The sequence below is a fragment of the Burkholderia sp. PAMC 26561 genome, assembly GCF_001557535.2.
Classification (GTDB): Bacteria; Pseudomonadota; Gammaproteobacteria; order Burkholderiales; family Burkholderiaceae; genus Caballeronia.
The window spans coordinates 334870-357036 of record NZ_CP014308.1 but is presented as its reverse complement, the minus strand read 5'-3'; the positions used below and the strand labels follow the sequence as shown (position 1 = coordinate 357036).

15 protein-coding genes and 1 pseudogene are annotated in these 22167 nt (G+C 57.0%); 9 read left to right on the top strand and 7 right to left on the bottom strand.

The features are described 5' to 3' along the window. The first annotated feature begins 972 nt into the window (after window positions 1-972). Together AXG89_RS24555 and AXG89_RS24550 are read left to right on the top strand one after the other, a co-directional pair. Window positions 973-2534, top strand: a protein-coding gene (locus AXG89_RS24555) for an IS3 family transposase (RefSeq protein WP_119024700.1) whose coding sequence is annotated in 2 segments (ribosomal slippage) — window positions 973-1411 and window positions 1411-2534 — 1563 coding nt in all. Because the reading frame shifts where the segments join, the coding sequence is not laid out codon by codon here. Between the two features lie 198 nt (window positions 2535-2732). Then, on the top strand, window positions 2733-3647 hold the full coding sequence (locus AXG89_RS24550; protein ID WP_144029440.1) for a metal-dependent hydrolase: 915 nt from the start codon (window positions 2733-2735) through the stop codon (window positions 3645-3647). A gap of 39 nt (window positions 3648-3686) precedes the next feature. Here AXG89_RS24550 and AXG89_RS24545 read toward each other — a convergent pair whose 3' ends face one another. Further along, the gene (locus tag AXG89_RS24545) at window positions 3687-6521 is read right to left on the bottom strand and encodes a winged helix-turn-helix domain-containing protein (RefSeq protein WP_082771600.1); all 2835 of its coding nucleotides are present in this window, start codon (window positions 6519-6521) and stop codon (window positions 3687-3689) included. Window positions 6522-7439: 918 nt separating this feature from the next. Between AXG89_RS24545 and AXG89_RS24535 the strand changes: the two genes are divergently transcribed. The 4 genes and pseudogenes from AXG89_RS24535 to AXG89_RS24515 form a co-directional block, all read left to right on the top strand. Then, a complete protein-coding gene (locus tag AXG89_RS24535) occupies window positions 7440-8843 on the top strand; it encodes an ISNCY family transposase (protein ID WP_062173412.1) in 1404 nt (467 codons plus the stop codon). 623 nt (window positions 8844-9466) lie between these two features. Continuing rightward, complete coding sequence (gene flgM, locus AXG89_RS24530) at window positions 9467-9772, top strand: flagellar biosynthesis anti-sigma factor FlgM (protein ID WP_062173410.1); 306 nt, start codon at window positions 9467-9469, stop codon at window positions 9770-9772. A gap of 1241 nt (window positions 9773-11013) precedes the next feature. Further along, window positions 11014-12477, top strand: a complete 1464-nt coding sequence (zwf, locus tag AXG89_RS24520; RefSeq protein WP_062173406.1) for a glucose-6-phosphate dehydrogenase — start codon at window positions 11014-11016, stop codon at window positions 12475-12477. A 429-nt stretch (window positions 12478-12906) separates the two neighbouring features. Then, window positions 12907-13581 (top strand): annotated as a pseudogene (locus AXG89_RS24515) (IS6 family transposase); the annotation flags it as partial. Window positions 13582-13814: 233 nt separating this feature from the next. On the opposite strand, the gene AXG89_RS24510 reads toward AXG89_RS24515, so the two are convergent. Next, complete coding sequence (locus AXG89_RS24510; protein WP_062173404.1) at window positions 13815-14393, bottom strand: TIR domain-containing protein; 579 nt, start codon at window positions 14391-14393, stop codon at window positions 13815-13817. Window positions 14394-14489: 96 nt separating this feature from the next. Beyond that, window positions 14490-15398: a DMT family transporter gene (locus tag AXG89_RS24505; RefSeq protein ID WP_062173402.1), complete on the bottom strand. Its 909-nt coding sequence runs from the start codon at window positions 15396-15398 to the stop codon at window positions 14490-14492. Between the two features lie 104 nt (window positions 15399-15502). On the opposite strand from AXG89_RS24505, the gene AXG89_RS24500 reads away from it, so the two are divergent. Further along, a complete protein-coding gene (locus AXG89_RS24500) occupies window positions 15503-16441 on the top strand; it encodes a LysR family transcriptional regulator (protein WP_144029396.1) in 939 nt (312 codons plus the stop codon). Here the strand turns inward: AXG89_RS24500 and AXG89_RS24495 are convergent. The 4 genes from AXG89_RS24495 to AXG89_RS24480 all read right to left on the bottom strand — a co-directional run bounded on the left by AXG89_RS24495 (window position 16383) and on the right by AXG89_RS24480 (window position 19907). Then, window positions 16383-17561, bottom strand: coding sequence for a hypothetical protein (locus AXG89_RS24495; RefSeq protein ID WP_062173398.1), 1179 nt, complete (start codon window positions 17559-17561; stop codon window positions 16383-16385). The genes AXG89_RS24500 and AXG89_RS24495 overlap by 59 nt on opposite strands. Before the next feature lie 13 nt (window positions 17562-17574). Then, on the bottom strand, window positions 17575-18426 hold the full coding sequence (locus tag AXG89_RS24490) for an aspartyl/asparaginyl beta-hydroxylase domain-containing protein (RefSeq protein ID WP_062173396.1): 852 nt from the start codon (window positions 18424-18426) through the stop codon (window positions 17575-17577). Window positions 18427-18527: 101 nt separating this feature from the next. Next, a complete protein-coding gene (locus AXG89_RS24485) occupies window positions 18528-19412 on the bottom strand; it encodes an iron-containing redox enzyme family protein (protein ID WP_162916121.1) in 885 nt (294 codons plus the stop codon). A gap of 225 nt (window positions 19413-19637) precedes the next feature. Then, complete coding sequence (locus AXG89_RS24480; protein WP_062173392.1) at window positions 19638-19907, bottom strand: hypothetical protein; 270 nt, start codon at window positions 19905-19907, stop codon at window positions 19638-19640. A 305-nt stretch (window positions 19908-20212) separates the two neighbouring features. On the opposite strand from AXG89_RS24480, the gene AXG89_RS43200 reads away from it, so the two are divergent. Both AXG89_RS43200 and AXG89_RS24470 read left to right on the top strand, forming a co-directional pair. Beyond that, window positions 20213-20614 (top strand): hypothetical protein, encoded by a 402-nt coding sequence (locus tag AXG89_RS43200; RefSeq protein WP_236873551.1) that lies wholly within the window; start codon window positions 20213-20215, stop codon window positions 20612-20614. Window positions 20615-20626: 12 nt separating this feature from the next. Then, window positions 20627-21001 (top strand): hypothetical protein, encoded by a 375-nt coding sequence (locus AXG89_RS24470; RefSeq protein ID WP_144029397.1) that lies wholly within the window; start codon window positions 20627-20629, stop codon window positions 20999-21001. Window positions 21002-22167 lie beyond the last annotated feature (1166 nt).

Here is a 22167-nt window from a genome sequence, read left to right as displayed (position 1 = left end):
TGCTCTGTAGCGGCGGGACACACGCTCTAATTCGGGGACGCGCCCATCCTTCCCCCTATCGAGTCGCTGAGTTCATGCAATACTATACGAGTATATGCACTTATATGCTTGGGACTATCATCAGCGAGCAGGAGGTCCTACAGTTTGTTCGGTGGTCTAGGTAGCAGAAGGGGTGACCTTCACGAATCGAGGAGTTGCGGTAGCGGCACGCTTTTGGAAGGTCCCACTGCCATGCAAATGCAAATTGACGAACGGTGCTTGCCGTGAGTGAGTTTGACATACAGATTTGCGTGCGAGCTAGAAGAGCAACGGAGTTGCTATCACGATCGTCGCGTGCAGGTTGGACCGGGGAGAGGCCTGCGGGCGGCCTTCGAAGCTATTGTTTCGCCGCTGCGCCCGACAGCATTTCTGACAGAAACGAGGTAAATAGTCTAACTTTCTCGGAAGGCATCCGTCCGGCAAAAAGACGGCGGTGACCTCCATTGGGGGTAAAGCGTAGCGAGGCATTAGCGAGATCAAAGTACCGGAGTCGAGCTCCGGTTTACACCCGGAGTAGGGGAAGGGCGTTGCTGCCGCAATTGAAAACCTGGGTCGGTGAGAATCTGCAACCTCAAGAAGCCACGCTAGGTCTTGTTGTGCCGATGCACATCCGGCTCTTTACGCCTTGGGATTCTAAGTGAGCGTCGAATCGCTTGCGACGGATACTTCTCGAGACGACGATTGACTATTCGGAAACCCGAAGGCGGATTTTGGTCGAACTGAGACGATCGCGGCCTGATCCAGTTCGACTGCCGCCGAATACAGTCCAGAACCCTCAGTAGAATTTCCATGCGAATTTTCCGTGAGCCGGATGGGCCTCTCTCGTGTGCAACAAACGCCCGTTTTCTCGGGTCTGTATGCTAGTCCCCCCGCGTCAGAATACTTGTCGCCCCGATAGAATCGATGAACCGGGGGCGATGATGAGAAAACGAATTGGCAAAATACGGACAAGCATTCAAGGACAGAGCGGTTGCGCGGTTGCTGCCGCCGGAGAGCGCGGCGTTGGAAGACGTTGCACGTGAGGTTGGCGTGGGAGTGGCGACGCTGGAGCGCTGGCGCAGTGATGCGCTGTCCAGGCCCGCTCGCGAGCGGGCCTGGACAGCGGCGGCCCGATTCGATGCCGTGCTGACGACCGCTGCGATGGACGAGGCTGGCAAGAGCGCGTGGTGCCGCGCCAACGGCGTGTATCCACAGGAGCTGGCCACCTGGCGGCAAAGCGCCACGCAAGCATTGGCTAAGCCCGAAGAGGCGCGTGCCAGCCCACAGCAAACCCAGCAGGACCGGCGGCGCATCAAGGAACTCGAGCGCGAGCTGCTGCGCAAGGACCGTGCGTTGGCTGAGACGGCGGCCCTGCTGGTGCTATCAAAAAAAGTCGCGGCGATCTTCCGCACGGGCGAGGACGAATGATCGGCCTCGAAGATCGCCAGTCCTTGGCCCATGACATCCATACCGCGCACAAGGCCGGCGCACGGCTGCGTCTGGCCTGCGAGACGGCCGGCATCGATGTGCGCACCCTGCAGCGCTGGAATGCCTGCGAGGGCCTCGTCACGGGCGATGGCAGGCCCAATTCGGTACGCCCGCAACCCGCCCATGCGCTGAGCGCCGTCGAGCGTGCTGAAGTGCTTCGCGTGGCCAACGAGGCGCGCTTCGCCGATATGCCTCCTGCGCGCATCGTGCCAATGCTGGCCGACGAGGGCGTCTACATCGCCAGCGAATCCACCTTCGCCCGCGTGCTGCGCGAGCACGGGCAGACCGCACACCGCGGCCGGGCCAAAGCGCCAAAGGCTGGCCGGCCGCCGACCACGCACATCGCTTGCGCACCACGGGAAGTCTGGTGCTGGGATATGACGTACTTGCCCGCCGAGGTCGTCGGTCAATGGTTTTACCTGTACCTGATCCTGGACCTGTACAGCCGCAAGATCGTCGGATGGGAGGTGCACGAGCGCGACGATGCCAGTCACGCTGCCCATCTGGTGCGGCGCACGGCGCTGGCCGAGGGCATCGTTACTCTGGCGGACAAGCCGGTGCTGCATGGAGACAACGGCTCCACGCTCAAGGCCACGACCGTGCTGGCCATGCTCCACTGGCTTGGCGTGAAGCCATCGTACTCACGCCCACGCGTCAGTGACGACAACGCCTATGCCGAGGCGCTGTTCCGCACGGCCAAGTACCGCCCGGAGTTCCCCGCCACGGGCTTCGCCGAGCTCAATGCTGCACGCAACTGGGCGAGCGACTTCGTGCATTGGTACAACTTCGACCACCGTCACAGCAGCATCCGCTACGTCAGCCCGGCGCAGCGCCATGACGGAGACGATCACGCGATCCTCGCCGCTCGTCACGAGGTGTATGTCCAGGCGCGGGAACGTAACCCGGCCCGCTGGTCAGGCTGCATGCGAGACTGGACGCCCATCGGTGCCGTCACGCTCAATCCGGAGCGCGAGTCAGTCGTCACGATGGCCTCGCACGCCACACTTAAACAGCCTTTGGCTGCATGACTGAGGCGACAAGTACCTTGACACGCGCCGTAGTCTTCAATTGAAGCCAGCGCGTACGCGGCGAAACAGGGTAGTGTCAGGTGACTGTCAATGATTTCGGTGCTGCGGTGGGCAAGACACATGCGAGTGGTGTCAGGTCGGGCATCCGAAGACTTTAGAAGTTGCCCTCGCATGTAGTGCCGTCGACAGGAGGCTATCGTGACAGCAACCTCGGATCATCCGATGGACGGAATTGAAGTCCGGCCATTGAAGTTTGACCTTTCGGCGAAAACTATCGCGGATTGCGTTTGGAGCAGAACCTCTCCCCAATTTTCGGTTTTTATGAATGCCGTTGGAATTCACGTACCTCATTTCGAGAGGTATCTTATTGCGGCGTTACGTCAGGCCAAACCGCAGATCAAAGACGAAAAGCTGCGCAACGATGTGTGCGCAATTATCGGACAAGAAGCAAATCATGCGAGTAACTACGAACAGTTTTCCCGACGCTTATCGGGCCGGTATCCGAAACTCGCCGCAATTGACACGCGTTCGGCCAACTATTTTTCAAAGCACACTCAAAAAGATTCCGTAAAACGACTACTCGGGTTTACAGCAGGCTACGAGACGTTTTCTTTCCTCGCCGGACTGATCATCTTGGATAACTACGACAAATGGTTCGCGGATGCTGACCCGGAAATTAAGGCCTTCTGGATTTGGCATCAAGTCGAGGAGGTCGAGCACGGTGCTGTCGCTTTCGACGTCTACCAGTATTTTTATAGCACCGACGAAATTTACCGGAGATGGATGATCACTGTTGCGATGATGCGGGTCGCACTGGAAACAGTACAAGCATATGTTCATATGGCACGAACCGAGGGCTGGTTTCGGAACCCGTTTATTGGAATCGCCCGAATGAGTTTCTGCTCTGTGATGATGTGGCGTTTTGCAAGAAACGCATTTCCCGCCTATAAGAAGGGATACCATCCCCGCCTCCATCCGTTGGTTACGACCAGTCAGAATGAAATTCAGATGGGCTGGCGTCGCTTCCAGAAGGCGGGCGGGGATGTTCTAGCTATCGATCAGGATAAAATGTTGCGCATCCTTTCTTCGGACGACGCGCGTGAGTATCCGTAGAAAGGTCTGGCGATTGACGTGGCATGGTCGTACCTGGGATTAAGAAAGGTCAGAAAGAAGACTGTCGGCGATGAGAAGGTCTGCGGTGCTGAGACCTTCTGTAAAACGGGAACGTACGTCTTCGATGACAGTTCGAGCCTCTTCATGACGGGATTGATTTTTTCGTACTCGCGCGAGACTTAGCGCCGCGCGCAATTGCCACGCGAGCAATCCTCGTTCACGCGCTGAGTCAATCGACTTTACAAATTCCTGTTCCGCTAGCGACTCCGAATCACGGGTGCCAAGCCTAAGAAAAATCTCGCCTGCAATTCGATGGAGCTCCGGCGAAGATGTCCTGTCTCCCGTACGTTCTGCGTGTTCAATCGCGTTCGCTACTATCTTTGCTGCAAGGTTTGCTCTGCCATTTAAGGTTAATTGCGAGCAAAGCTCCGACAACGTCCCTGTCAGATAGGGATTGAAACGCCACCCAGAGTGGACGCTAGCGAAGACGGGGTCAATAAGCCGATCGTACGCAGTGGCATCGCCCTGTGCCGAGATAATCAGACCTTTCCATAAATCGACATATGGCGTCCAGGTCGCCATGCCGTGAATGCGAGCGATCTCAGACAAGCAGTTAACCTGATCATATAGCTGAGATATAGGCCCCGTTAGCAAACTGAGAGGGCATGAGCACATCAACCGCGAGTACCAGCAATTCAAGGCATGACCGAGCGTATCCGCCCGCTCCATAGCCCGCCGCATCGCTTCCTTCGCCTGGTCCGCATATCCCTGGACCCAAAGCGTATGAGCAAGGGCACATTCTGCGGCAACATGCCCATCAACCTGAAAATCGTGGCTTAACGCATTCGATGCCGACGGGGCACGGGAGAGAAATGCTGCCAGATGCGAGCGCGCCTCGCCCAAATCACCAAGACAAAACCGCGACGCACCGAGCATCTGTATGCCGCTTGCTGCGTCCTCGGGCCGTTGCGCAGTCTCAGAAATCTGGGAAAACCGCTCGGCAAAGGACAGCGACTGATCAAACGGCCCAAGCAAGTGGGTTGTAGCCCACAGTCCGTGCAAAGACTTTAGCTCTAGTTCGACATCGGTTGAACCGCCTGCTAGCTCAAGCGCACGGTTGAACTCGGTTTGAGCGTCTTGAGCCAAGCCCTCATAGAGCAGTACCGCTCCCAGGGCCAAGTGCAATTTCACAGATCTTTTTGCGTCGACGATGCCTAGGGCGTCTATCTGTGCGATTGCATTTGCGACGTTCAAATGGCACTCGGCCACATATTCAACCTTCATCCAATAGGGAACGGCGGCTGTCACCAGTCGTATGCCTAACGCAGGGTCACCGCCGCTCGCGAAACACCATCCAAGCGCGAATCTGAGGTCGTCGTGGTAGTGCCGGAATGTATGTAAAAGCTCCTCCGGCTCGCCGCGCCCCCAATCAGACTCAACTCGCTCGAACTCCGCAAGGAAAAACTCGGCATGCCGCCTTGCGATCGTGGCGTGCTCTCCAGACTCGAGGAGTTTTTCGGCGGCATAGGTTCGGGTCGTTTCCGGCATACGATAGCTCGCCGTGCCACCAATCTGTGTAGCCGTAATTAACGATTTCGATACCAGATTCACCACCGCGTCCATGACTTCGCGTGCGAGCAACGTGGAATCCGACGCATTGGTCAGGGCCGTCTCAATCGAAAATCCGCCGACAAACACACTGAGTCTAGCGAATACGACGCGCTCAGGTAGCGGTAGCAAATCGTAACTCCAGTCAAAGGTATGACGTAAAGTTTGCTGTCGCGAAGGTACCGCTCTGCGTCCTTTGGTAAATAGCGCAAATTGGTCGTCGAGTCTGTCAGCAACGCCTTTTGCTCCAAGAAGCGCCACATTTGCGGCGGCGAGTTCGATCGCTAGCGGGATGCCGTCGAGCCGCTTGCAAATGCGCGCTTTGTATCTGACGACCTCTGCGTTACTGTCCATGGCAACGCCGGCCGACTTGAGTCGGCTGTCTAGGAGACGCACCGAAGCACTATTCGCTAATTCCTCCGGCGAACTCGACTCGTTCAAAGGCACCGCGAGCGCCGGAACCTGATAAGCATGTTCACTCACAATCCTGAGTGGTTCCCGACTGGTGGCTAAGACAGCGAGAAATGGCGCGCATCTCAAAAGTGTTTCGACCGTACTGGCTGAAGCGTCAATCAAATGCTCACAGTTATCGAGCACCAGAAGAATTCGTTTGTCACCTAGAGCGGCGATCGCCCGGTTTTCAAGAATGCATCCGTCCGCCGGTGGAAATCCAAGCGCAGCAGCAATATTCATCGGGACATAATCTCCGGACGGGAGATTCTCAAGTTCCGCAAAGCACACTCCGTCGAAAAATGTGCTTGAGAGGCTCCGTGCTGCTTCAATCGCAAGACTTGTCTTTCCTACACCGCCGGCGCCAACAAGAGTTACCAGCCGATATGCCTTTACGAGTGCAGCGATCGTCGACAACGACTTTTCGCGGCCAATCAGTGGAGAAAGCCTCTCAGGCAATTTCAGGCCGCCGCTGGGTTGGCGAGGGTCGGTATTGCTATTGATCTCCGCTACGAACTGATAGCCCCTTCCCGAAATCGTGCGGATTGCCGAGCGCTCCGCGCCGAGCGCCTTCCGTAGCGAAGACATGTGAGATTCGAGGGTGTTTTTGTCGACGACCCGGTTTGGCCAGACCGATTCAAACAGCTCATCTTTGCTTAGGATTGTGCCCGACCCCCTCGCTAGCGTCACGAGGAGGTCGAATGCGCGCTCTCCGATAATCAAGGGTTCCCCACGGCAACGAATTGAGCGTTCCGTAACCGAAACTTCGAAAGGACCAAAGGCGAAGGATTCAAATTTGACGTGATCGCTATTCATCTGCGAAGCGCTTATGAGAAGATTAACGAAACACTTATTGAACTAAAGTAGTTCTGACAATCACGACTGATCGCCCACCTCAATTATGGCGGAGCTATGAATGACCTTGTCAACTCCAATTTGCACGACGCAGGCCAACACGCTCGCGACGGCCTAGGTGCGTCTAACATGCCACGAGCAGTGACCCCCGGGCTGGCTAGTTCAGTATCGCGCTGGGCTTGGCCAAGTTGCTGGCACCGCGTGCGGTGTCACGTTCGGCGGGGCTCGGTAGCAGTGCGGCGCTTGTCCGGCTTTACGGGTTGCTGGAGCTTATATGCGGAATCGGCATCCTTGCTGCAGAGAAAGTGGCGCCGTTCCTTTGTGCACGCGTACGTGGCGATGTTCTGGACGTTGGAACTATCGTGCGCAGTCAAATACTGTCGATCGGCAAGGCCGAACTAGGGCGTTCGGAGCGGTAGTGCGAGTGCTTGGCGTCACAGCGCTCGATGTGTACGCGGCGCGTGGAATCCGCGAGGAGCTATCCAACGATGTTACGCCACCGATGCGCAATCATAGCAACCGCACCGGTTTTCCGTCCCCCGCCGGACGTAACGCGTGGCGGCGCTTGAGCGGACTTTGAGACTCCGCGCGACATACGCACGCCCGACGCACTGCGTGCCATGAACCCTTCCGAAAAAGAAATGACTAGTAGCCTTGACGCAATTGGGTACAGTCGCGTGAATGACCAAGATCGCCGAGACGACCGCCCGACAACTTGCCGCCGGTCCGGTGAGTCAGTCTTTTATTTGACATAAAAGGAATGATCATTCGGGATGCTGTAGGGGCAATATCCTAATGTCGTGTTTTAGCAAGATAGAAATGTCGTGTTCTGCTGTTGGTGCAAGCTGGGAACTTTCGATCAGACGATGGGAGTTCGCCATGAAACCAACCGGACTGGTGACACTAAATATGCGCGAACTCGATCGTCTCAAAGTGATTCAGGCTGTCGTGGACCGGATGCTCAAACCGGGCCTGGCGGCTGAGCGTTTGAATTTGACGGTGCGCCAAGTCGAGCGTTTGGTGCTGCGGTACAAGCAAACGGGCGCAGCCGGTGTGGGCTCGGCAGCGCGAGGTCGTCCAGGCAATCGAAAGCTTGATGAGGTAACGGCATGCCGGGCACTGGTTTTGATTCGCGACCGATACGCCGACTTTGGCCCAACGCTTGCCTGCGAGAAGCTGCGCGAATGTCATGGTTTAACGCTTTCCAAGGAGACGGTTCGCCACCTGATGACCGACGCCGGCCTGTGGATTCCACGCAAGCAGCGCCCGCCCAAGATCCATCAGCCGAGGAACCGGCGGTCTTGTCTGGGCGAGCTGATCCAGATCGATGGTAGCGATCACCGGTGGTTTGAAGACCGGGCGCCAGCGTGCACGCTGCTGGTGTTTATTGACGATGCCACAAGCCAACTGATGACGTTGCACTTCACCGCGACCGAATCGACGTTCAGTTATTTCGAGGCCACGCGCAAATACATCGAGGCGCACGGCAAGCCCGTGGCACTCTATAGCGACAAGGCCAGCGTGTTTCACTGCAACCAGCACGCGAGCACGCCCGACAAGGGCGTGACCCAATACGGGCGGGCCTTGTACGAGTTGAACGTGGACACGCTGTGTGCCAACAGCAGTCAGGCGAAGGGACGCGTGGAGCGGGCCAATCTCACCTTGCAGGACCGGTTGGTCAAAGAGTTGAGGCTGCGCAAGATCGATACGAAGGAGGCCGCCAACGCGTATGCGCCCCACTTCATGGCCGACTTCAATGGGCGCTTCGCGAAGATCCCGAAGAGCGCATTTAACGCGCATCGGCCGCTCAGGGGCGATGAAGACCTCGACCTGATTCTGACGCACCGGGTATTGCGTTGCGTGTCGAACAGCCTGACATTGCAGTACGACCGGGTCATCTACATGCTTGACGACACGCCGCAAACGCGTGCCCTCGCCCATCACTACATTGATGTCTATGAATACCCGGATGGGCGTATCGAAATCCGGGCACATGGCAGCGCGCTGGCCTATCGCCAATACGACAGGCTATCAGCGATGGACCAGGGTGCCGAGGTCGACAACAAGCGCCTTGAGCATGTGTTGGCGCTATCGCGCCAGGTGCAGATGGAGCGCGACAACCGGCGTATCTCGGGTTCACCGTCGCGGACCAATCAGGGTGAACCGGTGAAACCGAAGATGCGGGCCAACAACACGCGCAAACAACGCGAGCTCAAGCAAATCGACATGAACGCGATGATGCTAAGAAGCGCCGAACTGCGGGCAGCCGCGGTGGGGAAATGAGCTTTTTAAAGAGAGATTGATAAAGTCAAAACCCGACATTTCTAAAAAGTTTGAACCCCGACATCTGAACTTAGCCTCGACAGATGCGTAATGATAGTGCGCGTGCGGTAGCAGACAGGCTCCCATCGGGCAGGCGGTGCGGCAAGATTGGATACACCTGGTCGAGGTTCCCGCCAGACCGCATCACTCTGCGCTTCGAGCCGTTCGCGGCGCCGTCGATCGCGCCAGGATGGGCCGGGCGGATGCTGCGAATGGAAGAGGTGATCGCGCGCGACGGTCGCATTCATGAGACGAAGGACCAGTATTTCATCCTGGCGGATGGCACCGCCACAAGTTGGCTAGTCCACCGCCTACGATTACCAGCGCCGGGATTAAGAAAATAGGGACACGAAAATATTCCAGATTTTTCCGCTTCGACTTTCGCTTCGGTACAAATGTATGTTTTACGAGGTCGCCGGACCTGCCGTGGAATTGCTCACACTTTGTTTCAATTTGTCGCATTTCCCCGAGAAGCCCGTTGGGCCGTGGTTGCGGCGTTTTAGAACGACAGGCCGCGCGTTGGCTTGGTAAAGACTTTAAGGGAAGCTCCGTTAGAGGATTTAACCGCTTAAGGAGCGCACACCATGAAGATCGATTCCAGCAACATTCCCGCAGGATTTGAGACCGACAACTTGCGCGTGGCTGCCAAGAGCAAGGTACAAAGCACAGGCGCGGTGCAGCAAACTAGCGCGGCCGATGCAACCAGCTCGACGGTAAGCTTGTCGTCGTTGTCGAATCTGAGCGTGGCAGGCGCGTCGGACATCGACACGGCAAAGGTCGAATCAATCAAGGCCGCAGTTCGCGACGGCAGCTATAAGATCGACTCCGGCAATATCGCCAGCGGTATGCTGAGCAGCGCGGGCGAACTGTTGAAGACGCAGTCGCGTTGATAGAAACGTGCTTCAGCGAAGGGTTTCTCGCGCCAGGCGAGGGCGTTCGCCAAAGATTGTCGTTTGCGTACTCGTTGGAGCAGGCAATAGGGTTCAGCGGTCGGCGCGTTTTTTCGTCGGCGCGCGCAAGGATCGTATCGTTGAGCTTTTGATTTTTGATTCGCTAGCCTGAACATTCCACACGACCGCGTTCGCGTTGTCTTAGCAATGAGGTTGCTGAAAGAGGTTTGCCCGCCGATCAAACGATCTCTATGGTTGGATCGAGGGATCACATATTGATGGTTGGCCAGGACCTCGATGATCACGCCGAAAGCACGACTGGCGGTGACGAGACTATCGACCGGCATACAGCAACGTCGAGGTCACCGCTTTTGCGGCGGATTTCGCATAGCGCCACCACCCGCCCTCTCGTAAGACCAGGATACAGCCAAGCGCTGGCGGTATTTCAGCGATTTCCCCCTAAGCCTTAAGTAAGGATCGCCGGTTGTAGGATACCTAATGAATTGGATGATTGACGAGAAGCCCGCTGTACCTCATCCGTTCGCGTAAAACGGTCCCGGTGTTCCCTTTGCGATACTGGCTATGACGTCCAGTGAAACAGCAAATCGGCGCTGGTCGCGAGCCATGTCAATCTGGATCGCGTTCGCTTGATTGGTTCTTTCTATTCAGCTTCTGGCCCGCTGGGCCTTGTCAGTCAATTCGTCGACGCAATTTCGTTTTGTACTGGGTGCGCATTTGACGCCAGAGGTCAGGAATTTCTTGCATTGATTCCTCGATCTCGCGAAATTCCATAGCAATGTGAAACCAACCCAGAATCTGAAAGTAAATCAAACCTATCGTCTCCGCAATATTGCTTACAGCGTGCTTTCTTTTGTCCCGATCCACAGCAAAACCCGATGCGGCGCGTTAGCACAAATCAACATTCTGTCAATCCCGGCAAAATAAAAATGCGAACAACGCGCCGGTGCGAGGCCCATACGCAATTCGGAATTATAAGCGCGTGATACTGTGGCGGCGAAGCGCTTAAGACCTATCCAGCATCTCGCCAGGCAAACAAACTTATGACGAGTGCAAGAATTCCGTCGGGGCTCGTCCGGCAGTTCCACTTCGCTTTTTTGCAGCGAAGATCATTGGTAGAAAAATGCACTTAGCACGACCATAGACGAACTGAGCCGGCGGCCGGACGCACTCTAGTGCATTCGTCTTTCAAGGCATCGACAACCCAAAAAAGGATTTGCACGATGGTAAAAATCTCTGCAGGGGTGGGTCCGCAATATCCACAAGTCGTCGTTCTGTTCGGCGCCACTGGCGATCTGGCGAGACGCAAACTCTTGCCAGGCCTGTTCCATTTGTCCAGCGCCGGATTCATTCCAGGATGCAGGATCATTGCCGTCGCGCTCGACAACATTCAGGTCGACGAATTTCGCCGCACGGCGCGAGCAGCGCTCGACGAATTTTCATCTCGCAAGGTCGCCGAGAGGGAGTGGGACACGTTCGCCGCCAATCTGGATTACGTGCCGCTGACAGCGGGCGCGGAAGCGCTCAAGACTGCAGTGCTGAACGCCGAGCTGAGCTTCGATGGCGAGTGCCGGCGGCTGCACTACCTGAGCGTGCCACCGAACGCCGCGCTTTCCGCGGTCGGCATGCTCAAGGAAGCGGGCCTCGTGGAGCGCTCCCGGATCATCATGGAAAAACCATTCGGAACGGATCTGAAAAGTTCGGTGTCGCTCAATGCCCGTTTGCATGAAGTCTTCGAAGAAGAACAGATCTTCCGGATCGATCATTTTCTGGGGAAGGAACCCGCCCAGAACATCCTCGCTTTCCGCTTCGCGAACGGCCTGTTCGAGCCGATCTGGAATCGCAACTTCATCGACCACGTTCAGATCGATGTGCCCGAAACGCTGGGCCTCGGCAAGCGCGCCGGCTTCTATGAACAGACCGGCGCATTTCGCGACATGGTCGTCACTCACCTCTTTCAAATTCTCGCGTTCATGGCAATGGAGCCGCCCACGTCGCTGGAACCGTCACCCATCAGCGAGGAAAAGAACAAGGTTTTTCGTAGCATGTTGCCGATTCAACCAACCGATGTCGTCCGCGGGCAATACACCGGTTATCGGTCCGAGGAAGGGGTCGGTCCGGAATCGGAAACCGAAACATTCATTGCGTTGAAATGTTCCATCGACAACTGGCGCTGGGCCGGCGTGCCGTTTTATCTGCGCACGGGAAAGCGGCTGGCCGAGGGGCAACGGATCATTTCCATCGCGTTTCGCGAGCCGCCGAAGAGCATGTTTCCGGCAGGGTCCGGCGTCGGTTCGCAAGGGCCGGATCATCTGACGTTCGACTTGGCCGACGCCTCGAAAATGTCGCTCTCGTTTTATGGCAAACGTCCGGGTCCGGGGATGCGGTTGGACAAACTCAGCTTGCAATTCGCGATGCGCGATACCGGTCTGATCGGTGACGTACTGGAGGCTTACGAGCGCTTGATCCTCGACGCCATGCGCGGAGACCGAACGCTTTTCACGACCGCCGAGGGCATCGAGCGGCTGTGGGAAGTCTCGACTGCCTTGCTTGAATCTCCACCACCGGTTCGCTTCTATGCTCCTGGCTCATGGGGGCCGAATGCCATCCACCAACTCGTCGCCCCACGTGCGTGGCGGCTTCCGTTCGAGCGCGCGTGGCGGGATCCAAACGCGTTGGGCAGTTGAGTTAAACGACTCCGCGTTTTGTTCGATCTTTTCCCTAGCTAAGCGACGAACCATGACCAAACCAATATCGCTGGGATTCGTAAGAAGTGGTGACATCACGAAGTTGATGCTCCGGCGGCTAAATGATCTCAAAGATGTGAGGCAGGAAGCGAAGGGAATATGGACGGCGAGCTACTCAAGAGCCAATCGACTGAAACATTGACATATCATTTACGGAACCTAATTTTCAGGTCTGTTTGCTGGGCGGTTTCAAAGGTGAAGTACAACGAGGGGTTTAGTGCTTGAGCTTGCTTTCGTCGCATTGGAAGGCGGACGCTCGCCGCAATCGAAATTGAGGGGTTCTGTCGCAGTAAGCCGATCTGCTATGGTGATCGTCCCCGAGACGAACGATGTAACGAATGATCAAGACTCCGAATGCCCCCGTGAGCAAAGGCGCTCAAACGGCCGTACTACCCGCTGGACATAATGCTGACATGCGTACGTTGGTACGTTGCCTACCCGCTGAGTCTGCGTCATCTGGAAGAGATGATGTCCGAGCGGGCAGTGTCGGTTGACCATTCGACGGTGCACCGGTGGGCCATCAAGCTGCTGCCCGCGCTCGGAAAGGCGTTCGGACCGCGCAAGCAAGGGATTGGCAGGAGTTGGCGAATGGACGAGACCTACATCAAGGTCAAAGGCGAATGGAAGTACTTGTACCGGGCTGTCGACAAAGCTGGCGACACAATTGACTTCCTGTTCCGCGCCAAGCGGGACAAGGCTGCCGCCCGGCGCTATTTTTAAAAGGCGATCGCTGGAAACGGCGTACCGGAGACGGTGACGAGCGACAAGAGCGGGGCGAATCTTGCAGGGTTAAATGCGATCAATGCTGGTCGCGAAATACCGATCAAAATTCGACAATCGAAGTATCTGAATAACGTGGTGGAGCAGGACCGTCGAGCGATCAAACGCATCGTACGACCAATGCTAGGATTCAAGAGTTTTCGTTGCACCCATGTCATTTTAGACGGTATCGAACTCATGCACATGATAGCGAAAGGACAGATGAAGAGTGACGGTGGACGCCATCGTTCAGTCGCCGAGCTGTTCTACGATCTTGCGAACTAAGCAATCCTCTCCGTTCGGTCTCGACTCTTCCGAATTTCCTTACTGCGACAGAACCGGTTGTTGACCGTCCCGCATTTCATGTTCATCCGGGAAGTCCTCGGGTCGGATCGCATCTTGTTCTCTGTGACTACGTATCTTACTTTGACCGGTGCGCGCGAGTGGACTTGAAACGATGACCCAATACGATATCGTTAAACCCAGCAGCTTAGCAAGCCTTATGATCGGGCCCGTGATCAGGCAACCCAACTCGACATCGACGTGGCGCTATCCTGGTTTGACCAGCTGAACGTCTCACACCCGATATCCGACAACTGGACCACGTGTCCCCGCCTGCTGGCCACAGCAATCGCACTCAATCGATACGGCGGGTACCGGTCGAATTGGATCCAGGCGTTGCCTACGTACTCCGTCGGTTCGACGCTCGTCCCGTCGTCGCTGAATTTCAGCGCGAGAAAGTCGAACGGATTCGGGCCGTTCGGTTTCACCCGGGCGCCGGCGCCCGGTATCTGATTGATATGGACGCCGAATACCCGGTTTCCCCGGGCAATGCTGCGGAAGATTTCATAGCGCACCCATTCTTGCGAAAAGGTTGCAGTGCCGATCAGCACACAGGTTGCCGATGTCCCCTCAAGCCCGTTGTCGATGAGATTCTTGACCGCAAGCTCGCCGCTCTTGCTCGCGTTGTTCCATGTTGCCAGGTCGAAAAATCCGGCCTCGCTGCCGTTCATCGACCGGAAGTGTTGTCGAACGACCGTGGCCCGGGCACTGGCTATATCGTCGTGGTCAAAGCAGAAATACACGCGTCTTGTCATTGGGCCTCACACGCGGGGCGCGGTCGAACGATGTCGGGTTGTCTGAGTTGTTGGTGTTCGCCGACCTTCCGACTTGTCCGGTTCGAGCAATCCGTTCTACGTCTCGGATTTGACGGCGAGCATGCGCGGCAACAGATTCCACTGAAGCTTGAGGCCTGTCGTGCTGAACAGGATCAACAGCCCGCCCGCAATCTGTGTCGCGGTAAGCAGGTGGCCGAAAAACAGGTAATCGCACAGCGCCGCGGACAACGGATAGATAAACGACAACACCGCAATCGATGGCACGCTCAGTTTTTGATAGGCCGAAAACACCAGCGAATACAGCAGGAACGTGTGAACCACGCCGAGCGCAACGAGCCAGCCCCACGCGCCCACGTCCTTAGGTAGATCGTGCAAATGGGCGAACGGCAGGGTCAGCAGCGCGCCCACGCCGGTCTGCACCATGACGATGAACGGCGTTGGCAGGCCCGAGAGCCGCTTCGTCAATAGAACCGTTCCCGAATACATCACCGTCGCCGCGATCACCAGCGCAATGCCGCCAAGCTGCCTGATGTCGAGCGTGGCGACGGCCGAAGCGGGGTTCACCAGAATGACGAAGCCGACGAAGGCAAGGGCGGTCCATCCGACGTCCTTGCGCGTGATTCGCTGCCGCATGAACAGCGCGGCGCCGATCAGGATCAGGAACGGATTGACGTGATACACGATCGTTGCAAAGCCGATCGTCACCAGCGAGAACGCCTTGAACAGCAACACCCAGTTCACCACCATCAGGACGCCTGCCGCGACCGTGATCGCGAGCAGGCGAGGCGCGAAGTAACGCTTGCAGATCATCCGTCGATACCAGCAAAACGGCAGCAGGCACGCGAACCCCGCCGCGCACCGGACGAACACGACGTTTTCCGCGCTTTGACCGGACTTCAGGACGCACACGCCGATCGTGCCTGAAATCGTCATGGCGACGATCATTTCTATCCAGCCCTGATGTCGTTCGATTTCCGGCTTCAACTGTTTTCCCCATTCATTTGATTTGACTCTAGGGCCAACGCACATACACCGACCAACAAATAGATTTGATTGCTATCATTCAGAACGCGCATAGGGAGAACGCCGTGAAACCTCAGGATATTGATATCGACCTGGTACGTGCCTTCATCGCGGTCTCCGAGACCCGCAACTTCACGCAAGCCGCCCAGCGTCTGCACCGGACGCAATCGGCGGTGAGCATGAAGATCAAGCGTCTCGAAGAGCAGGTCGGACAGCGGCTGTTCGAACGCGATACCACGACCGTGACGCTTTCAGCCATCGGCGAGCGCTTCGTGGGCCTCGCGCAACGCCTGATCGAAGTGCACGAGCAGACCTTTTTCGCACTCAATCACGCGCTCGCAGCGGGCAAACTGACCCTCGCGACCTCCGAGACCTACGCGTCGTGCCTGCTGCCGCCAATCCTTGCGGAAGTGAGCGAGACGTTTCCGAACATCGAAATCGAGATCCGCTGCGGTCATAGCTGGAAAATGCTCGAATCGATCGATTCCGCCGATATCGACCTGGTGATCGCGACGCGGTATCCGAAGCGCCAGGACGGGATTCCGCTGACCCGTGAACGGCTGCTGTGGGTGAGCAAGGCCGACAGCGAGGTTCATCTCTCCAATCCGGTGCCGCTCGCCATGTTCCCCGACGGTTGTCTATACCGCCGGGCCGCGCTTGCAGCACTGGATGCGGCCGGCCGTGCCTGGCGTGTCGCGTTCACGAGCCTGAACCACGAAGGCCTGGTGGCCGCCGTGGCTGCGGGAAGCGCTGTGTCCGTGATGATCGAAAGTGCGGTCGGGCGGCAACTGCGCGTCCTGAAGCCGGCGCAAGGCTTTCCGGCTCTCGCACCCACGGAAGTCGAACTGTATTCGCGCGGGTCCGGCATTTCGCCCGTGGCCAAGCACGTCGCGGAAACGATTCGCCGCCATTTCGCCGTCACGCAATCCGCGCGTGAGCTGGCTTCTATCGAGGCGCTCGCAAAATCTCCTGCGCACGCGAAAGCCGTGGCGGGGATCGACTAGCGGACATGACGATCGGATGAGCCGCCGCAATGCCCTCGAACACGTGCCCGATGGCCGTGTGCAAACCCCAGAACTCCTGATAAGGCGGCCAGCGCGGGTCGCCGTGCGCGACGTCCTGTTCGCGCGCATGGGCGGCAGTAGTCCATTGATCGGTCGCCGGATTGCGATGATGAAAATCGTGCTGCGGCAAGTCCCCCGGTAAAACGATCAGCCGGACCGGCAGATGATAGAAAACATGTTCCAGGGTCCACAGCATCCATTGCACGGCGTAATTGATGGTGGATTTTCCCTGGCGAATCGGGACACGGCGTCCGCAAAAACGGCCCCATGAATGCGTGCCATGCACATACTTCGCGCGTAACGTTTTATCCGGCTCGACGAACCATGCATGCTCGCTGATGAATTCGAGCATGACACTGATGTGATAGAAAAACGTGACCGGCAGGAGGGCGCCCACGAGGAGCGCCGTCCACGAATACCAATTCCATGCCGGGCCGCACAGTACCGGAATCCAGCACACGAGCCACAGCCCACGCCGCGACGCGATCGACTTCGCCTGACTCCACAACCGCCCGTGAAGAAACATCAGGTGAAACCTGGGCGCGATCAAGGTCATGGCCAGCCGCGACCATAATCGGCGCGTCGTGCAGCCGGGCTGAAATCCCGCACGATATAAAAACTGCGCCGCCGGGTCGTCGATCGACGTGAACACATCGGACCGGTGATGAAGCAGAAAATGTTCTCGTCTATAGTCCGCCGCCGTCTGTGTCAGCGTCATTGCCACGAATAAATCGGCGACAGCGCGATCAACCTGTCTATTCGACGAAAACTGCGCGTGAATACATTGATGCGCGACCGTGCTGATCATGCGGCGCGCACCGCTCACGGTGAGGGTCCATCCGAGCAGGAGTCCGCCCGCGAAAAGCAGGCCTTTTGCGTGGAATGCCGCCAGCGCAATGGCCAGTCCGGAAACATAGCTCGCGGCGGCACACGCGGCGAAACCCAGCGGGGACGGATGGACGCAGGCGCTTTCGTCCGATAACGGGCGGCCGGTCAGCCAGGTCCAGAAGCCTGACGTCCAGCGCGGAAACACCTGGTAACTTTCGCGGGCGGAATTCATCGTGGCGCGTGCATCAAAGCACGAAGCGTTCGGACAGCCGCCGTTCGGTCTGGAGAAACCGGCTGTAGGCCAATGACTTCTCGTAGAGCGCATCCAGTCCCGAGCGCTGACTGATGGTGATCAGCCAGTCGAAGAAATGACCGATCCCGACATCGCGATAAAAATGCACTTTCGACAACAGCCCGACAATGTCCCGATAGTTGTGCTCCGTGAGGATTCTGGACAAACCCAGAATGCCGTCGAGGAACGCCTGAGACATCGCGGGTCGGTCAATCTTTTCAGATCGTATTGACGGATCAAGACAATTTGGTATCCTAAATATCGAATCGACGTGATCGTTGCCGAGTGCAAAATCGAGGCAAACGTTCAAACGCCGTGCCCGCGAGAAGTTGGTCGCGGAATGCAGGCGCGTTGCATCGAGATGCCAGATTTCACCGGCGCGCATGCGAAACACTTGCTCGTCTTCCGAGTGCAGGCAAGCGTCATTGGTCATGATCGGGACGTGAATGCGCGTCCAGGGGTGACTGCCCGGATCGAACTCCACGAAATCCCGGTGAGGGACCAGGACGCCATCGCCTAGTGAATGAATCCGGACCAGTTTCAGGCGGCGCGTGTCGAACGTGTCCGTGATCCACTGGTTGAGCGTTGGCAGCCCCCGTCCTCGTGATGTCGGTGTTGCGAGCCCGCCGCGATCGGAAACGACGCCGTCGCCATCCGCGCCGGTGTCGTTCCAGATGACGAAGGTCTTCCAGTCGCCTATCCTGAATTCATCATAGTGGGAATCATCCTGAGTAAAATTCAGAATCTTCTGTAATTCGGATTCCGAAATAAATGGCTCAAAGCGTCCAACGATTCGAGAATTCATTGTGTCAGCAGGTCCAGGGAAGCGGTGGAGGGAGGGCGTTCTTGCGTCAGGGTAGTGCAATGGGCCGCCCGACAGAGTCGGTCGGCCCCGGCTCTGGGTACTCAGTCGTTGCGTGGCCGAAGTGCTTCGACTGTGCGTGAGTTCTGAAAACCCACGCCTCTCTCAGGTGCGTCACCTACGCCCTCCAACTGCTCTTTTCGGCCTATCGCACGCATTTCCCGTGCGATGGCGTTCCAGAATTTTTCGAATAACTGCAAGTGCTCGAGAAATCCATTTTGAATGCGCAGCGTTGAATCCGCGTCCGTGCAAAACTGCCGGGCGGCCTGCAATGACTCGATCTTGTGTTCTTTTTCGGTCGCGCCAATATGGGCGTAGAAGTATTCACAGGCCTCGTGGAATTCGTCTTCTTCATTCCAGAGGTGCTTATACAGAGTCGCGCCGTCGTACATGCGGCGCAGCATGGTGAAGGCCTGCCATTCCAGCGCCATCTGGGCGCCTGCGCCCGTGGCGTTGTCGCTGGCGTAGATGCGCTTCTCACCATGGATCAGGGCACGCGTTTCAGGCAACACATCGACATCGCGTTCCACGTTGCGCCAGCTCAGCGCGTCGCCTTCACCCATGACCCGGCCGAGTTCGGCGAGCCAGCCATCGAACAGGACGGAGTGCACCTTGCGAACATCGCCATTGCCCATTTCCGAATAGAGCGTCTTCGCATATTCGGTCTGCGCGTCGACATTGCGCGTGTTGCAGATCATGACTGCGAGCACTTCCGGGAACGCGCGGTTGAATTCGCCGTAATTGCGCGCGAAAACACGGATCTGGCGGACGCTCAGCGGTGCGGCGGTCCATAAGTCGTAGAAGTCGTTATGCAACGCGCCGCTCGCATACACCGTTTTAGCGAGCGTCTGAAGATGATCGGGGGCGACAACGGATTCGTCGGCGGCGTTCAAACCCTGCACATTCCAATCGACCATGACGTGTGACATTACGGGCTCCCAGAGTGGCGAAATGGCGAGGGAATGCATTTCGCTCGATGGCTGAGCGCCAGTTTGTGGATGAATGGTAGGTCTGACTAATGCAAAGTATTGATAGGGCTTATCTGGGATGTGAATCGGCCCGGCCGAGCGCGCGGCGCGGTAGTAGATAGCGCGCTGAATTCATTCAGCCCTGCGTCGTAGCGGGTCGGATTCCCCGGCTTTGCGCCGAGGTCCTCAAACGCCTTGCCCACATCGATAACCCGCCGGCGTGATCGTCACGTTTGCCGGAGGCGACGCCTCCTCACCTTTCGTTTCCGACAGCCAGCCTTCTTGCCGGCCGTATTCCAGGCCGCTGAAGAAATCCTGGCAGATCCAGCCATCGACGGCCCACCATTCTTGAATCGTCTCCGTGGGCAGCACCGCACCGGCCCGGCACTGGTGATGGATGACAAACATGCGGCAGATACGGATGGCGGCTTCGCGGGGCGTAGGGCGGTCGATCATGGGCAAGGGCGTTCATGTTATGACTGCCGGGAGACGGCGGCACTCGGGCGCTTTCCTAGAATACGCGGCGACCAGGCTAACGGATTCCTTTCCATGTACAAAAATTTAACGCGAACGTTTGCGATCGGATGCGCGGCGACGAAATCTGAGCGCAAGCCGCGCGAAGGTCGCTGGTATCGAGGAAAAAACGCGTATTGTCGGCCACCCGCTCGATCATGAAGTCGATGAAAGTCCGCACCCGCATGGGCTGTTCGGTCCGGTGCCCTTAATAGATCGTGATCGTGCCGTATTCGGCAATGTGCTGCGTGAGCAACGCCACGAGCCGGCCGCTGCTTCGCGCAATTGCTGGTGAGGTTGGCTGCTCGGTCAACACGGTGAGGAAGTATCTGGCGGCGCAAGATGCGCCGACATTTAAACCGGCGGCAACGCCTCGGAAATCAATGGTAAAGCCCTTTGAAGGGTATCTGCGCGAGCGGGTCGCGGCTGCGGCACCGGACTGGATCCCGGCCGCGGTGTTGTGGCGTGAGATTCAGTCGATGGGGTTGTTGGCGGCGGCCGAATTGTACGCAAACGTCGTTCGACGGAATTCTGTCAATCCGGAAACCATGTTCAGCAGGGAAGCGCTGATTCGAGTTGACATTGTTAAGCACACTCGGAACGATTTGAAACCGTCAATTCGCGTTTTAAAATTCAAAGCCCGTCCATGAGGTTTTGATCTTATGGAACATTCCCTTCATTCGAGCGCGCCAACCGCGATGATTCGCCCCCGAGGCGCACACCGGTTTGAGGTTTTTAGCCCGAAGCTTAGCCGCAGGCTCACGATCTATCGCCGCGTCGTATTGGATGCGCGGATGCTCATTGAGTCCGATCCATCAGTCGTTACGTTTAGCGAACGTCCGGGGACGGTTTTGATCGGCGAGCGTTACCTTCAAGTCGACTTCTCTGTCCGGTATGCAGACAAAGCCGAGTTATTGATCGCGGCAGATTCGCCTGGAGACGAGGACGCCGATGTTCGTGACACGATTAATACATCGGCATTACCGGCGTTTTATTCCGCACGTGGAACTGGTCGCTGCCCGTATGTGGATCGATAGCTGGCATCGCTTGCTTCCCAGCATCGTAGCGACACGAGGTTTAATCTCGAGGCCCCTTCGCACGGGTATCGAACGGTTCGCAAACAAGCCACAGCAGCTGGTGACGATTGAGCGTGAATTCTCAACGGGTGACCCAACCGTTGCACGCGCAGAAACTTTGTGTAGTTTAGTCCCATGCTCGACAGGTCGCGGCATCCGAAAGTGAAACCGTGAGTAGGTAACGCATCGTCAGGTCTCGACGCATTCGCTGGACGGGTTATATGTCTACGACATTGAAGCATTTTTGACGTGATCCGGTATTAGCAATAACGTTATTTTTTACGCCTGCGTTTAGACGAATGAGGCCGAGGACCGTGGCGCACTGGGAGCTTCGGTTGAGGGGGCGGGGCGCTGTTTGGTGGTTGTTTTGGTTGAGGAGGCGAACTGTTGTTTGTTGGTTGCATGGGGCGAGGCGCAAACTCATGGAACGCTAACCCAATTTTGTGTCCCGCCGCAGAACCACCTAGAACCAGCGCGATAAGGCCAACACACAAGGTCCAAATGTCTTTGTCGCGAGGCGACGATTGACGCGCAAGCACTGGCACATGACCATCCGACCCGCCGTTTGAATTTATTGGAACAGGCGCTTGTACTGTTCCATTCGCGTCGTTCAGTCGCGAGACAGCCGAAACCGGCGGGATTGGAATCGACTCTGACTCCGAAGAGCGGTCGATTGTGGCCGCTATTGACAAGAGCGTCACGACGGCGAGCAGCAGGCTACCTGCCGAGCACAACTCCGCATTGAGTCGAAGTATCGGCCGATATCTCGTCTCACTTTCTTTACTTGCCCGAAGGGTGCGTAGCGAAAACAGAAAGCAAGTTGTCGACGTAACAGCGCAGATGGCAATGCAGATAATCGCCATCGGAACGAAGCCACCGTTACCGTGAATGATCCAAGCCCCGAGCGCTACCAATAGAAGCTTGACGGCATAATAGGATGCGACGAATACTTTGTGCTGCCTGAGTTCGTTGACATAAGACTTGGCATACTTTTTCCATTAGATTCGACATGATTAAGGAGGTTAAATTAAATTCATTATGTTTTAGGGCATGTCCACGCCCCTCTGTTACAGCGCTGCACCCGGTTGAGGGCACGATGAGTTGTCATATCCTGAGTGAGATCATTT

What these genes read in the sequence shown, in the direction of transcription:
- AXG89_RS24545 (WP_082771600.1), bottom strand. Translation starts at nt 6,521, where the DNA reads ATGAATAGCGATCACGTCAAATTTGAATCCTTCGCCTTTGGTCCTTTC.
- AXG89_RS24535 (WP_062173412.1), top strand. Translation starts at nt 7,440, where the DNA reads ATGAAACCAACCGGACTGGTGACACTAAATATGCGCGAACTCGATCGT.
- AXG89_RS24480 (WP_062173392.1), bottom strand. Translation starts at nt 19,907, where the DNA reads ATGATCGACCGCCCTACGCCCCGCGAAGCCGCCATCCGTATCTGCCGC.
- flgM (WP_062173410.1), top strand. Translation starts at nt 9,467, where the DNA reads ATGAAGATCGATTCCAGCAACATTCCCGCAGGATTTGAGACCGACAAC.
- AXG89_RS24470 (WP_144029397.1), top strand. Translation starts at nt 20,627, where the DNA reads ATGGAACATTCCCTTCATTCGAGCGCGCCAACCGCGATGATTCGCCCC.
- AXG89_RS24490 (WP_062173396.1), bottom strand. Translation starts at nt 18,426, where the DNA reads ATGAATTCTCGAATCGTTGGACGCTTTGAGCCATTTATTTCGGAATCC.
- AXG89_RS24495 (WP_062173398.1), bottom strand. Translation starts at nt 17,561, where the DNA reads ATGAATTCCGCCCGCGAAAGTTACCAGGTGTTTCCGCGCTGGACGTCA.
- zwf (WP_062173406.1), top strand. Translation starts at nt 11,014, where the DNA reads ATGGTAAAAATCTCTGCAGGGGTGGGTCCGCAATATCCACAAGTCGTC.
- AXG89_RS24510 (WP_062173404.1), bottom strand. Translation starts at nt 14,393, where the DNA reads ATGACAAGACGCGTGTATTTCTGCTTTGACCACGACGATATAGCCAGT.
- AXG89_RS24485 (WP_162916121.1), bottom strand. Translation starts at nt 19,412, where the DNA reads ATGTCACACGTCATGGTCGATTGGAATGTGCAGGGTTTGAACGCCGCC.